10 protein-coding genes are annotated in these 13,757 nt (G+C 34.8%); all 10 read right to left on the minus strand.

What is annotated here, in order from left to right; genetic code table 11:
- Nucleotides 1–643: 643 nt before the first annotated feature.
- The 10 genes from carB to T335_RS0113535 all read right to left on the minus strand — a co-directional run bounded on the left by carB (nucleotide 644) and on the right by T335_RS0113535 (nucleotide 13,691).
- The gene (gene carB, locus T335_RS20770; protein ID WP_034328554.1) at nucleotides 644–3,823 is read right to left on the minus strand and encodes a carbamoyl-phosphate synthase large subunit; all 3,180 of its coding nucleotides are present in this window, start codon (nucleotides 3,821–3,823) and stop codon (nucleotides 644–646) included.
- A gap of 11 nt (nucleotides 3,824–3,834) precedes the next feature.
- A complete protein-coding gene (carA, locus tag T335_RS0113495; RefSeq protein WP_026478018.1) occupies nucleotides 3,835–4,920 on the minus strand; it encodes a glutamine-hydrolyzing carbamoyl-phosphate synthase small subunit in 1,086 nt (361 codons plus the stop codon).
- Nucleotides 4,920–6,119, minus strand: coding sequence for an aspartate aminotransferase family protein (locus T335_RS0113500; protein WP_026478019.1), 1,200 nt, complete (start codon nucleotides 6,117–6,119; stop codon nucleotides 4,920–4,922). The genes carA and T335_RS0113500 overlap by 1 nt, the downstream gene beginning before the upstream one ends.
- A 14-nt stretch (nucleotides 6,120–6,133) precedes the next feature.
- Nucleotides 6,134–6,988 (minus strand): acetylglutamate kinase, encoded by an 855-nt coding sequence (gene argB, locus T335_RS0113505; RefSeq protein ID WP_026478020.1) that lies wholly within the window; start codon nucleotides 6,986–6,988, stop codon nucleotides 6,134–6,136.
- Between the two features lie 28 nt (nucleotides 6,989–7,016).
- Complete coding sequence (argJ, locus tag T335_RS0113510; RefSeq protein ID WP_026478021.1) at nucleotides 7,017–8,237, minus strand: bifunctional ornithine acetyltransferase/N-acetylglutamate synthase; 1,221 nt, start codon at nucleotides 8,235–8,237, stop codon at nucleotides 7,017–7,019.
- 17 nt (nucleotides 8,238–8,254) lie between these two features.
- Entirely contained in the window at nucleotides 8,255–9,301 is a 1,047-nt protein-coding gene (argC, locus tag T335_RS0113515) for an N-acetyl-gamma-glutamyl-phosphate reductase (RefSeq protein ID WP_026478022.1), read from the minus strand.
- A 285-nt stretch (nucleotides 9,302–9,586) separates the two neighbouring features.
- Nucleotides 9,587–10,039 carry a hypothetical protein gene (locus T335_RS0113520; RefSeq protein WP_026478023.1) on the minus strand — a complete coding sequence of 151 codons (453 nt, stop codon included), beginning with the start codon at nucleotides 10,037–10,039 and terminating at the stop codon, nucleotides 9,587–9,589.
- A 35-nt stretch (nucleotides 10,040–10,074) separates the two neighbouring features.
- Entirely contained in the window at nucleotides 10,075–10,479 is a 405-nt protein-coding gene (locus tag T335_RS20775) for a YtxH domain-containing protein (RefSeq protein ID WP_034328555.1), read from the minus strand.
- Between the two features lie 418 nt (nucleotides 10,480–10,897).
- Nucleotides 10,898–12,847 (minus strand): type I glutamate--ammonia ligase, encoded by a 1,950-nt coding sequence (locus T335_RS0113530; protein ID WP_026478024.1) that lies wholly within the window; start codon nucleotides 12,845–12,847, stop codon nucleotides 10,898–10,900.
- 574 nt (nucleotides 12,848–13,421) lie between these two features.
- Nucleotides 13,422–13,691, minus strand: a complete 270-nt coding sequence (locus T335_RS0113535; protein ID WP_026478025.1) for an HPr family phosphocarrier protein — start codon at nucleotides 13,689–13,691, stop codon at nucleotides 13,422–13,424.
- Between the last annotated feature and the right edge of the window lie 66 nt (nucleotides 13,692–13,757).

The raw sequence follows: 13,757 nt of genomic DNA on the forward strand, positions 1-13,757 counted from the left end.
TTAACCCGTGTACTCGATAGGATATTTCTTGTATCTCTACATGCTGGTGTTGTATTATTTTCTACTGTATTTCTTAAGTTGTCGAGTTTTTTTGATAATGCTTCGATTTTTTTGTAATCAACTTTTTGTCCCATTCCCTCACCTACCCACTCTTATATTTTGCTATTTTCTTACTAAATCTATTAAATACAAGCTACTTCTTTTTTAAGTTTACATTATATTATGGATTGATAAATTATGGATTGTTTTTCCATTGTAAATATTACTATTAATATATATTTTTTACAACAAGATTAAAATAGTACTAGGGACCTACTTTTGCAGAACATCTATATGCTCCCGCATAGCTTTAGGAACCCTAGACCAGTATCTATTTTTAAAGTCCTCATACCTATTTATCAATATCTCTTTAACTGTTATCTTTCTTCTACTCATATCTTAATCTTATAGAATAAAAAAATATACAGCCCCTTTTTGGGTAAGCTGTATATTTTTTTGAAAAATGACTGAGTTTCACAATAGTATAACAGTGAATTTAAATCAGTTTTATCTAATTTTAAAACTACCACAAATTATCTACAAATTATTCAATCCCCCGACAATAACGTTCTTATCTTAATATATTTTCTTTAATATATCTTCTTTAATATATCTTCTTTACTCCATAAACATATCCCTTAACATATTCTATTACATCAACAAAACCAATAGCAGTATCTAATGATGTAAAACAAGGCACTTTGTAATCTACAGATGTTCGTCTTAATTTAAATCCGCTTCTTTCAGCTTGTTTTCCTTTAGTAGGAGTATTAATTACCATTGCAATGTCTTCAGTTTTAAAGGCCTTTATCACTTCCTCTTGGGAGGTAAAAACCTTTGTTACTTTTATTCCTGCTGATACAAAATATTCCCCTGTTTTTTCTGTTGCAAAAATTTCAAATCCTAGTTCCACTAATTTTTTAGCAAGAGATAGGGCTTCCTCCTTCTCTCTTGAGGATAGAGAAAATAAAACCCCTCCCTTTTCAGGAATTTTTAATCCTGTTCCTTCAAAGGCCTTATATAGGGCTTCTTGATAGTTAGCCCCAACCCCCATAACTTCTCCTGTAGACTTCATCTCGGGGCTTAGGGATATATCCACTTCTGCCAATTTTTCTAGGCAGAACACAGGAGCCTTCACCACCACATAGGGAGGATATTGGGCTATTCCATTTTCATATCCCATTTCCTTTAAAGTTTTTCCTGTCATAATTGCTGTTGCTAATGCCACCATTGGCACTTGAGTTACCTTTGCAACAATTGGTACTGTTCTTGATGCCCTTGGGTTAGCCTCTATTACCATCACTTCTTCATCTTTAACAACAAATTGAATATTGATTAGTCCCTTTACCTGTAGGGCCTTGGCTATTTTAGAAGTATAGTCTACAATATCATCTAAAACCTTTTGACTTACATTTTGAACTGGATAGACACTCATGCTATCACCAGAATGGACTCCAGCTCTTTCAATATGCTCCATTATAGCTGGAATGAATATAGTCTCTCCATCACTGATTCCGTCAATCTCTACTTCTTTACCCTGTATATATTGGTCTAATAAAATAGGATAATCTTGATGCTCTTCCCAAAGATTATTTACATACTTCATTAATTCGTCCTTTTCCCAAACAATCTCCATAGACTGACCACCAATTACATAACTTGGTCTTACCACTAAAGGAAAACCTAAGGTTTCAGCAGCCTTCTCTACTTCTTGATGATTTAGAGCCATACAGCCCTTTGTTTGGGGGATATTAAGTTTATTGAGGAGATCTGCAAATTTTTCTCTGTCTTCTGCTATATCAATTGATTCTGGAGAAGTACCTAGTATCTTTACCCCTGCCTCATGCAATGGTTTTGTAAGGTTTATAGCCGTTTGTCCACCATATTGGACGATAACCCCATCAATTCCTTCCATTTCCGCAATGTTAATGACATCCTCAGAAGTTAGTGGTTCAAAGTACAATTTATCGGAAGTGTCAAAATCTGTACTAACGGTTTCTGGATTATTATTAATAATAATAGTTTCAATATCTAAGTCCTTTAATGCCCACGCTCCGTGGACACAGCAATAGTCAAATTCAATTCCTTGCCCTATACGAATCGGCCCAGAACCTAAAATAACTACCTTCTTTTTATCAGTTAGCTCTACTTCATTATCCATCTCGTAGGTTGAATAGAAATAGGGTGTTGCAGATTCAAATTCACCTGCACAGGTGTCTACTAATTTATAGACGGGTTTTAGATCTTTTGATTTTCTTAATTGATTTATTTCTGCCTCTTTAATATCTAATATATTGGCTATATAGCCATCGGAGAAGCCCATTTTTTTGCAATCGGTTAATAATTCTTCTTCAAGTCCTTTTTCCTTTAATAACCCTTCATGGATGATGATGTTTTTAATTCTTGACAAGAACCACAAATCGATGGCGGTCATCTCAAAAATCTCTTCAATTGTCATTCCTCTTCTCATCCCTTCAAAGATGGCAAATAATCTTTGATCATTGGGATAAGAAAGTTTATCTTGAATAAAATCATTGCTCCATGCGGCCATTGCCTTAGAATAAATTTCTCTTCTTTTCCCCTCAAGACTTCTAACTGCCTTTAACAAAGCTGCTTCAAAGGTTCTTTCGATTGCCATAACTTCTCCAGTTGCCTTCATTTGGGTTCCTAACTTACGGTCACCAGTATTGAACTTATCAAAGGGCCATTGGGGAATTTTAACCACAACATAATCTAAAGCTGGCTCAAAGCAGGCAGTGGTTTTTCCTGTTACAGGGTTTTTAATTTCATCTAAGGTAAGTCCTACTGCTATTTTCGCTGCAATTTTTGCAATAGCATACCCAGTGGCCTTAGAGGCTAAAGCACTTGAACGACTTACCCTTGGGTTCACTTCGATAACAATATAGTCCATACTATTTGGATTTAAGGCAAACTGTATATTACAGCCTCCCTCTACCTTAAGCTCTCGAATGATGTCGATGGACGCACTTCTTAGCATTTGATATTCTTCATCCCTTAGGGTTTGGGATGGGGCAACTACAATACTATCCCCTGTATGAACCCCAACTGGATCAAAGTTTTCCATATTACAAATAATAATACAGTTATCGTTTTTGTCCCGCATTACTTCGTACTCAATTTCCTTCCAGTTGGCAACACTTTGTTCGATTAAACATTGTCCAATACGACTATAACGAAGCCCTCTTCCAACTATTTCTATAAATTGTTCTTCATTATTGGCAATCCCTCCACCAGAGCCCCCAAGGGTATAGGCAGGTCGAATAATTAGGGGATAACCTACTTCTTCAGCAAAACTTAGGGCTTCTTCAACTGTCTCTACTATGGTACTGGCAGGGATGGGTTGGTTAATTAGCTCCATTGTATCTTTAAATAGCTGTCTGTCTTCCGCTCTTTTAATGGCTTCTACCGATGTTCCCAATAATTTTACATTATACTTACTTAAAATTCCTTTTTCATATAGTTCAATAGCTAAATTAAGTCCCGTCTGCCCCCCAAGGGTAGGTAATATTCCGTCGGGTTTTTCAATGGAAATAATTTTTTCTAATGCCTTTACATTTAAAGGTTCGATGTATACGTGGTCTGCTATATTTTGATCTGTCATGATGGTGGCAGGGTTGCTATTAACCAGAACCACCTCAAGACCTTCTTCCTTCAATGATTTACAAGCTTGTGTCCCTGAATAGTCAAATTCAGCTGCTTGCCCAATGACGATAGGTCCTGAACCGATGACTAATACTTTATTGAGTTTATTGTCCTTAGGCATTTCTATTCCCCCTATACTGCTTGCTGTTTATACTGTTGTACATTATTTATAAATTGATCAAATAGATACTTAGAATCCATTGGTCCTGGGCAGGCCTCGGGATGATATTGCACACTGAATACTGGTAAATATTTATGCTTAATTCCCTCTACTGTGCCATCATTTAAGTTCATATGGGTAACAGTAAATAAATTAGTATTTAAAGTGCTCTCATCAATGGCATAACCATGGTTCTGAGAAGTAATATACACTCGATTATTAATTAAATCCTTTACTGGATGATTTGCTCCTCTATGGCCAAACTTTAATTTATAAGTCTTTGCTCCAGATGCTAGACCAATTAATTGATGTCCCATACAAATTCCAAAAATGGGAAGTTTGTTCATCAGCTTTTTGATGTTTTCTACTGCCACCATTAAATTTTCAGGGTTCCCTGGACCATTGGATAAGAATAGTCCATCCACCTTCATTTTTAATATATCTTCAGCCTTTGTATTATAGGGTAAAACTGTAATCTGACAGTCATAGGATTGCAAAATTCTAATGATATTCAGTTTTACACCAAAATCCATTAGGGCTATTTTAGGTCCTTTACCAGGAATAATATAGGGACTTTTAGTAGACACTTCCTCTGTATAATTATAAGTGGTAAGGTCTGTTTCCTTCATCTTTACCAGTAGTTCTTCTCTATTATCTAAAGAAGTAGTTATGATTCCCTTCATTGTTCCATTATTTCTTAAATGTTTTACCAGCATACGTGTATCTATTCCTTCAATTCCTAAGATCCCATTAACCTTCATGTATTCATCTAAAGATATTTCATTCTTCCAGTTACTTGGATTTTTACAATATTCCCTTACGACTAATCCCTTTATAATTGGTTTTTGAGACTCTACATCATCATAATTTAAACCATAGTTTCCAATCATAGGATAGGTCATTACTAGAACCTGACCATGGTAGGAATAATCAGTAAATATTTCTTGGTATCCTGTCATAGAGGTATTAAAAACCACTTCTCCAATGTTGGTTGTTTCGCTTCCGAAAGCCTTTCCTTCGAATAGGGTTCCATCTTGTAATAATAAATATCCCTTCATTATTCCACCTCCATTTCAGTAAAAATTTCCTGTAATGCATCAATAACAATATCTATATCTTCCTTTTCTACAACTAGGGGTGGTACAAAACGAAGTACTTTCCCGGCTGTACAATTAATAAGTATTCCTTCATTAAAGGCTTTTTGAACTATCGAAGCCCCTTCAATTTCTAATTCTAAGCCCATCATTAAACCTAGTCCCTTTACTTCCTTTACCCAAGGATAGGTATCTACAAATACTTGAAGTTTTTCAGCAAAATAACTTCCCATTGTCTCTGCCTTTTCCCATAGTTTTTCATTGATTACGGTTTGTAGCGTAGCTACCCCCGATGCACAAGCCAATGGGTTTCCTCCAAAGGTTGTTCCGTGGTCTCCTGGTTGCCATGCAGCCGCTATCTCTTCTGTAGCAACTACTGCCCCTATAGGGAATCCCCCACCTAACGCCTTTGCTAAAGACATGATATCTGGTTCTACACCAAAGTGCTGATAAGCAAATAGCTTACCTGTTCTAGCAATACCGCATTGAATTTCATCAAAGATTAATAATATATCCTTTTCTTTACAAAGGACCTTTAATGCCTCTAAAAATTCTTTAGTGGCAGGTGTGACACCACCCTCACCTTGGACAGGCTCAACTAGTATCCCACAGGTATTTTCATTGACTAATGCGTTAACCGACTCTATATTATTAAATTCTGCAAATTTAAAGCCTTCTGGTATTGGTCCATAACCTTCTTGATACTTTTTGTTATCGGTGATGGCTAACGTTCCAAGGGTCCTTCCATGGAAAGAGCCTGTCATAGCAATTATTTCATGTTTATGGTTTCCAAACTTTTTATAGGCATATTTTCTTGCTAGTTTAATGGCTCCTTCATTGGCCTCTGCCCCAGAATTACAAAAGAAGGCTTTATCTGCAAAAGAGTTTTCTACTAAAATTTTGGCTAAGGTGACTTGGCTTTCAATCCAAAATAGGTTAGATACATGCATTAATTTCTCCGCTTGTTCTTTAATAGCCGTCACGACAGCTTCTGGAGAATGCCCTAAATTATTTACTGCTATTCCTCCAATAAAATCTAGAAATTTATTATTTTCTGTATCGGTTACATAACAACCCTTTCCCTCTACAAAGGAAATGGGAAGTCTTTTATAGTTATTCATTAAGTAGGTTTCACCCATTGTTACTAATTCTTCTATTTTCATCCTTCCTACCTCCTTTAAGTTGTAATCATTGTACCGATACCATCATCGGTAAAAATCTCCAACAACATTGAATGATTCTTTCTTCCATCTATAATATGGCAACGCTCTACCCCTTGGGTTACTGCCCCCATACAACATTGGATTTTAGGAATCATTCCTCCCTTAATCACGCCAGTTGCTATATATTCGTCCACCTCTGTCGTTTTAATTGCTGAAATCAGTGTAGTTGGGTCATCCTTATCCTCTAAAACACCTTCTACATCGGTAATTAATACAAGCTTCTTTGCCCCTAGGGTTGCAGCTAATTTTCCAGCCACCTCATCGGCATTAATATTATAGCTTTCTCCATGCTCTCCCACACCAACTGGTGAAATTACTGGCACATATCCCTGTTGGATCACTGTATTAATTAATTCTGCATTAATCTCAGTAATTTCCCCTACATAACCTAATTTCTCATTCTTTTTAGTGGCTTTTACAATGCACCCATCTTTACCACTTAGCCCTAGAGCCTTTACATCGTTGAAATTTAAAAGAGAAACAATTTGACTAGAAATCTTACCACATAAAACCATCTCAGTAATTTCCATTGTCTTCTCATCTGTAACTCTTAACCCATCAACAAATTCTGCTGTTTTACCGAAATGCTCCATCATCTCTGTAATTTCTGGCCCGCCACCGTGGACAATTACTGGGTTCATACCAACATATTTCATCAGGGCAATATCCTTAATCACCCCTTGCTTCAGTTCTTCATTGATCATAGCATGGCCCCCATACTTGATCACCACTGTTTGATTATGAAATTTTTTAATATATGCTAAACTTCCCACCAAGATGTGGGCTTTTTGTTGCGGTGATAATTCCATCTTGTCTTCCTCCTATTTACTCCATATCCTAAGTTCGATAGGCTCCATTAATTTTTACGTAATCGTAGGACAAGTCACAACCCCATCCCTTGGCTTTTTCAATCCCCATATTAAAATCCACTGTAATTTTAATATCTTTGTGTTTTAGAATTTTCTCTACATCTTCTTCTAAAAAGCCTGTGCCTTGGCCTGCTTCAACAATTTTAACTTCTCCACCTTCACTGCTTAAGTAAATTTCTATCTTCTCCATTTCAAAGTCCATTCCTGAATAGCCAACACTACATAGAATTCTTCCCCAGTTTCCGTCTTCACCAAAGAAGGCAGTTTTAACTAAGCTTGAATTTAAAATACTTTTGACTGCTTTTCTAGCATCTACTACTTTAGGTGCATTAATCCCTTCAACTTCAATGAACTTAGTAGCACCTTCCCCATCACGGACGATTGTTTTCGCTAGATATTCATGGACAAAATAAAAGGCTTCTAAAAACTTCTCCTTTTCTGGATGGTTTTCGTCCATAATCTTATTGTTAGCTAAGCCGTTGGCCATTACAGCCACCATATCGTTTGTACTGGTATCACCATCTACCGAGATCATGTTATAGGTTTGATTGGTGGTTTCAGTTAATATCTGTTTTAGGTAACTACCATCTATATTAATATCAGTGGTAACAAAAGAAAGCATTGTTGCCATGTTAGGATGAATCATACCCGATCCCTTAGCTATTCCACCGATGGTTACTTCCTTACCGTCTATCGTTAATTTTACCGCCACTGCCTTTGGGATTAGGTCTGTGGTCATAATTCCTTCTGCTGCATCGGCGCCTCCTTCATAGGAAAGAGCTTCTACTGCTTTTTCAATTCCATTATTAATAACCTCCATAGGCATTGGTACTCCAATAATTCCTGTTGAAGAAACAATAACACTTTCTTCCGAGAGATTTAGGGCTTTTGCAGTTCTATGAATCATTTCCTTTGCATCCAGGATCCCCTGTTCACCTGTACATGCATTGGCATTTCCACTATTTACAATGATCCCTTGAATCTTACCGTCTTTAATATTCTCCTTTGATACAATAACCGGTGCGGCACAAGCCTTATTGGTAGTAAATACACCAGCAGCCTCACAAGGGACTTCACTAACGATTAGGGCGATATCTTTTTTTGCCTTTTTAATCCCTGCATGGATTCCACTGGCTTTAAAACCCTTTGGTGTTGTTACATTCCCTTCAATAATTTCAAAAGTTTTCATTTCCTTTCCCCCATTTCCTAAGGCCATAATGGCATTTGTTGAAGTCCTATCATTTCTTCTATACCAAACATAACATTCATATTTTGAACAGCCTGCCCAGAGGCTCCCTTAATTAAATTATCAATTGCACTTACAAGAATAATCTTCCCTGTTCTCTCATCTACTTTAAAACCAATATCACACAAATTAGAACCTACTACTGCCTTCGTTTGAGGCAGTTGACCACCTGTTAAGACTCTAATAAAGTTCTCATTTTTATAATAGTTGTGATAGATTTCTACTAGGTCCTTTTCCTTTAGATTATTACTATTCATAACATAAATCGTACTCAGTATTCCCCTGGTCATGGGAATGAGGTGAGGAGTAAATTGGATCAAGACCTGCCCTCCTGCCATCAGAGATAGTTCTTGCTCTATTTCCGGTGTATGTCTATGGGTACCAAGGCTGTAGGCCTTAACACTTTCATTGCATTGGGCATATATGGTAGCATCTATCGGGTTTCTACCTGCACCAGAGACTCCAGATTTTGAATCAGCTATTATCATTTCTGTTAAAATAAGCTTTTCCTTTAGTAATGGATATACAGCTAATAGAATACTAGTTGGATAACAACCTGGATTTGCCACCAATTGAGTGGTTTTTATATTTTCTCGATGTATTTCTGTTAATCCATAAACTGCTGTCTTTAGTTCATGTAGGGCTTTATGTTCTACGTTATACCAGTCTTCATAGACACTGGGGTTGGAAATTCTAAAATCTGCTGATAAATCAATTACTTTAATCCCCCTCTTTACCCCTTCCTGAACAGCCTTTTGGCTTAACCCATGGGGTAGGGCGCAGAATAAAACATCTATGTTATCTAATTCAACTGGATTTGCTAAATCAATTGAACTGCACTTTATATCAACTAAACCCTTTAAGTTGGGATAAATATTACTGTAGGTGTCTCCTTCATAACTCCTTGAATCTAGAAACTCTATTTTAACTTTTGGATGATTCATTAATAACCTTGTTAATTCAGAACCTGCATAACCTGTAGATCCTAGTATTCCTGCCTTAATCATACACTTCACTCCTTAGCAATATTCACCTTGTGTATATTTATGTATTAAAGATGAATATTTATTCTAGTTTATCATGTTATTAATAATACATTATTTTGTATAAAAATACAATAGTTTTTCATTAATTTCTAAGAAAAAAATTTATCCCCTTCTTAGCACTCAACCTTACTGTCTACAGTCTTCCCTTTAAATTTTTCCATAAAAAATACAGCCTCTATATTGAGGCTGTATTCCATTTATTTGTTGTATATTTACTTGATTATACTCAGATATTTAAGGGATTGCTTATTTACTAAAGAAACCTTTTTTCTTTTCTTTGACGAATAGGCTTTTTATTAAGGATACGATACTCATTAAATCACTTATGGGAAGTACAAAATCCTCTGTAAGGGTTTGGGCAGTAGCAGCTGCATATTCTACGGTTTCTTCTATATTTCTTACTGCTCCCTTTAAGTGCTTAATCTCTTCATTAACAGTACCCGTAATTTCTTCAACATTCTTAATGGTTCCATCAATATGTTTCATTTCACCATTAACTGCTTTAGTGATTTCTTCTACATTATGTATTACTTTTGGTAGCGAATCTAACGTTTGGTTAATATTAGCATCATTTCTTAGTAAGATCTGTTTCAACTGTTTTAGTATTTCATATACCTTTACTAATGTCATGATTAGTAAAACCGCTACAGCAAGTCCTACTAAAAGTAAGATATGCTCTAGACTAATTGTAAATTCCATTATACCACCTACCCTCTTCTCATGGTTGTTACTACTTAAGCCTCTTCTTTGGCTAAATCTTCCTCATCATCATAGATATAATCGTCATCTTCCTCGACTTGATCAGCGGTATGGGCAGAATGGTCCTTTACAAGAATTGTTTTTCCATTTAACAGACTCTTTCTTTCTTCCATAAATTCACTGAACTTTCCTTTACCCTCTTGGATATTTGTCTCTAGAATTTCTTTAGCTTTTTCTAATTCTTCCTTTGTTTTCTTTCTAGTGTTTTTTCCTTTATCTGGGGCAAAAAAGATACCTGCTAATCCCCCTAAAAGGGTCCCTACAGCAATTCCTTTTGCTATCCCTCTACTTCTTTCCACTCTTTTTTCTCTTTTGGCCCTTTCAGGATCTAGTAGACTTCTTATGTGTTCTACTCTTTCTTGAATAACTCTTCTGTCCATATTTCTTCCCCCTTTATAATATTTTCAACACATTATATGGTAATTATACCCTATGTCTCCATTGAGAAACAAGTTATTCCTTATATTACTTAAGGAAAATAGTTATTTCATGATTATGTTAATTAAAATCAAATGCAATACTTCACTTTTATAATTCAATATTATAACTTTGAAAATTAGCTATTTATAGTCAATAACCGATTGATGACCGCCTTATGAATGAAGTGTGAATCAATCTTCCCACAGTATTTTACATAACTATCTTCTTGAAAAATAGGAAATTTGGCTTATTACTTAAATACTTTTTTTTGCATGAAAATAAATCTAATATCAATTATGCAATTTCCTTATGCTATGAAAAAACCAGCATAGCCCATCAATATACAATAGGTATGCTGGTGATTAGATTAAGCTTATCCTAACCTAAATAGCCATTTACTTCTTCCATTAAGTTTCTCTTATATACATTGTACATCGCTTTTAATGAAGCGATTTTTTCTGCCATTTCCATTTGAAGTCTTGACGCTAATTCATACTCTTTGCCTTCTAAAGCTTCTCTAATTTCGGTAAATAATGATTTTCGTTCTAAGCTATCCTTCATTAAGTGAATTCTTAGATTGTTAATCTTCTCCCAATTTACAACATCTAAATCAGTTGCTTGATCAACAATATGAAGTTTCTTGCAGTTTCGTACGATTGCAATATTATTTGGAATAATTCTTCCTAATAATTCTGTTACCCAATGATCTAATGTAGCAAGTTCATAGGAATTAAGAATTTTTTCATCGAAGGCTTCTCCGCTAAATAAAATTGCTTTCTTATCTTGGCACTTTGTAAAACCTTGAAGATTCTCCCACACAGTTGCAGGCGGTTTACTAAATAATCTGTTTCTTTCTTCTTCAGTATAATCTTCAAAAACATCATGCTCACTTCTATAGGCTCTATCTTTTTCTAGATAAAATTTATCTTCTCCAGCATCTTTAGAAATTTCTACTTCTAATTCTTTACTGGTCAATTTACTTTCTACTGCCTGTTTAATACCATCAAGCATAGCTAAATAAGAAGCACTTACTAATAAATAAGTATTAGAAGTTGGATTAGGTGCTCTTAACTCATATCTAGTGGCTAATGGATTATTGATATCCCTAACTAAACCGATTAATACTGTACGATTTCTTGAAGGACTTTCTGGTGTATGACCAACGGATCCAACGATACACACTGGTGCTTCAAATCCTGGTTTCAATCGATTGAAGGCATCATTTGTAGAAGTTACAAAGGGATTAACAACTTCATAGTTTTTTAGAATCCCCATTAATGCTCCCCATCCCATAGAGTTAACAAACTCTTCCGTCATGTTTTGAGGAGCGAATAAATTTATAAACTTTCCATTTTTTAACTTTAATCCAGCTCCCATATGGGTATGTTTTCCACTTCCTGCTACACCTTCGATTGGTTTAGCCATAAAAGTAACTTCTAATCCATATCTTTCAAAAGTCTCTTCAATAAATTCTCTGATGAATAAATCATTATCACAGGATTGTAGGGCTGTGCTGTACTTCCAGTCAACTTCCAACTGTTCCATTACATGATTTAATTTTCCCGATATCGAAATTGTAGATCTTACTCCTCCAACTTCTTTATGACCCATTTCAGGCTCTACACCATACTTTTCTAGGATTAACATTGTTTCTTCTAAAGCAGATCTAACTGAACCCTTTGTTCTTTTCCAGTATTGTTCCTTTAACATTTGTGATGTCGATAATTTTTCTTCATCTGCCAAGTCTTCAGGTGTTTTTACCCAAAATTCTAGCTCTGTTGCTGTAGTTAAGCTTACATCTTCAATGTCTTCAACTGAATCAATGCCTAAGTCTTTAAGGGCGTGGGGATTATTGGTAAGGAGTTCTAACATTTCTTTCTTAAAATATTCTACAGTTCTTTTTAAGATGGCTCTAGAATCTACCCATTTTTCATTATGTTCTAAGTAAGCAGGTATTTTTAATGTTCCGATGGGTAATTGAGTCTCTTCATCTAATAATTCATAATTGTAATCTACAAACCAAGTAACATCAAGGTCAGGTATAATATCCACCTTAGCATTATTTAAAGTTGCAATTTCATGAAGCATAACACTAGATCCGTCGGTTTGTACTCCCGTTTTAAGAAAACCATCAATATCCTCTAAAAACAAAGAAATAGGAATTTTTTCATCAGTATTATTTCCGCCTAAGTCCACACCTACTAATGAAACAAATTTAATTGCAGTGTGGGCTTCTAAAATTTGTTTTAAAATCTCCTTTTTGTGGGTCCATGGTGGTAAAAAGTAGACCATTGGTTCTGATAAAATGTCTTCCAAACTTTTTTTCATAATTATACCTCCTTACATTTTGTAACACGAATATTTAATTGATAATCCGTTTTAATATTCGTGCTATTCCCTACATTATTATAATCTTTTAAATTTTAATAATGATTATACAAGAGTTTTGATAAAAAGTAAATAGAATACTGCAAAAATATTAATTATTTTTTAAAAATATAACAGGATAATATCATTGTATTTACTTACTTTTAATTTTGTGATTTAGGAAAACGTTTCAATTTCTAAAAAGATATTTTTTTTATAAATATATTATTATTTTCTCTTACCCCACTCTATTTTTAACATTTATCATTCTTATCAAGTTAACATTTTGATCCCCCAGTTTCTAGAGCTATTTTTTCCGTTAAACTTAAAACCTACTCTTCAAAAAATAAAAAAGAGAAAATTTCTTTTCTCTTTTCCATAACATAGGTAAGTCCTACTTTGAAATTTATTAAAAGAACATTGGTAAATGCGATTCAAGAGTAAGCAAGCAATTTAATTTAATTAAATTGATGTAATATCTTGTTTTCTTCACCTAAAATCATCTTTGTTTTCTTCGAAGAAAGATTTTTTCTAACTAATCATGTTCAATTAAAGTATTTTCAATTAAATCTACCAAAGCTTCCATTGCTTCTGCTTCATCACTACCCTCTATCTTAAGGAGAATTTCATCACCTTTTTTAGCACCCATGCTTAATACATTCATGATGCTTTTACAATTATATTCGTTTCCACCTTTAATAATCATTATTTCAGATTTGAAACGGGTAGCCTCCTTAACTAAGTAACTAGCAGGCCTAGCATGAAGCCCTATTGCATTTTTAATTACAACCATTTTCTCCAACATCACCGATCCCCCCATATTTTTCTCTACTTTTATTATCCATTATTTTAGTATTATACTTTTTGATTT

The sequence above is a fragment of the Alkaliphilus transvaalensis ATCC 700919 genome (genome assembly GCF_000621485.1).
GTDB lineage: Bacteria > Bacillota > Clostridia > Peptostreptococcales > Natronincolaceae > Alkaliphilus > Alkaliphilus transvaalensis.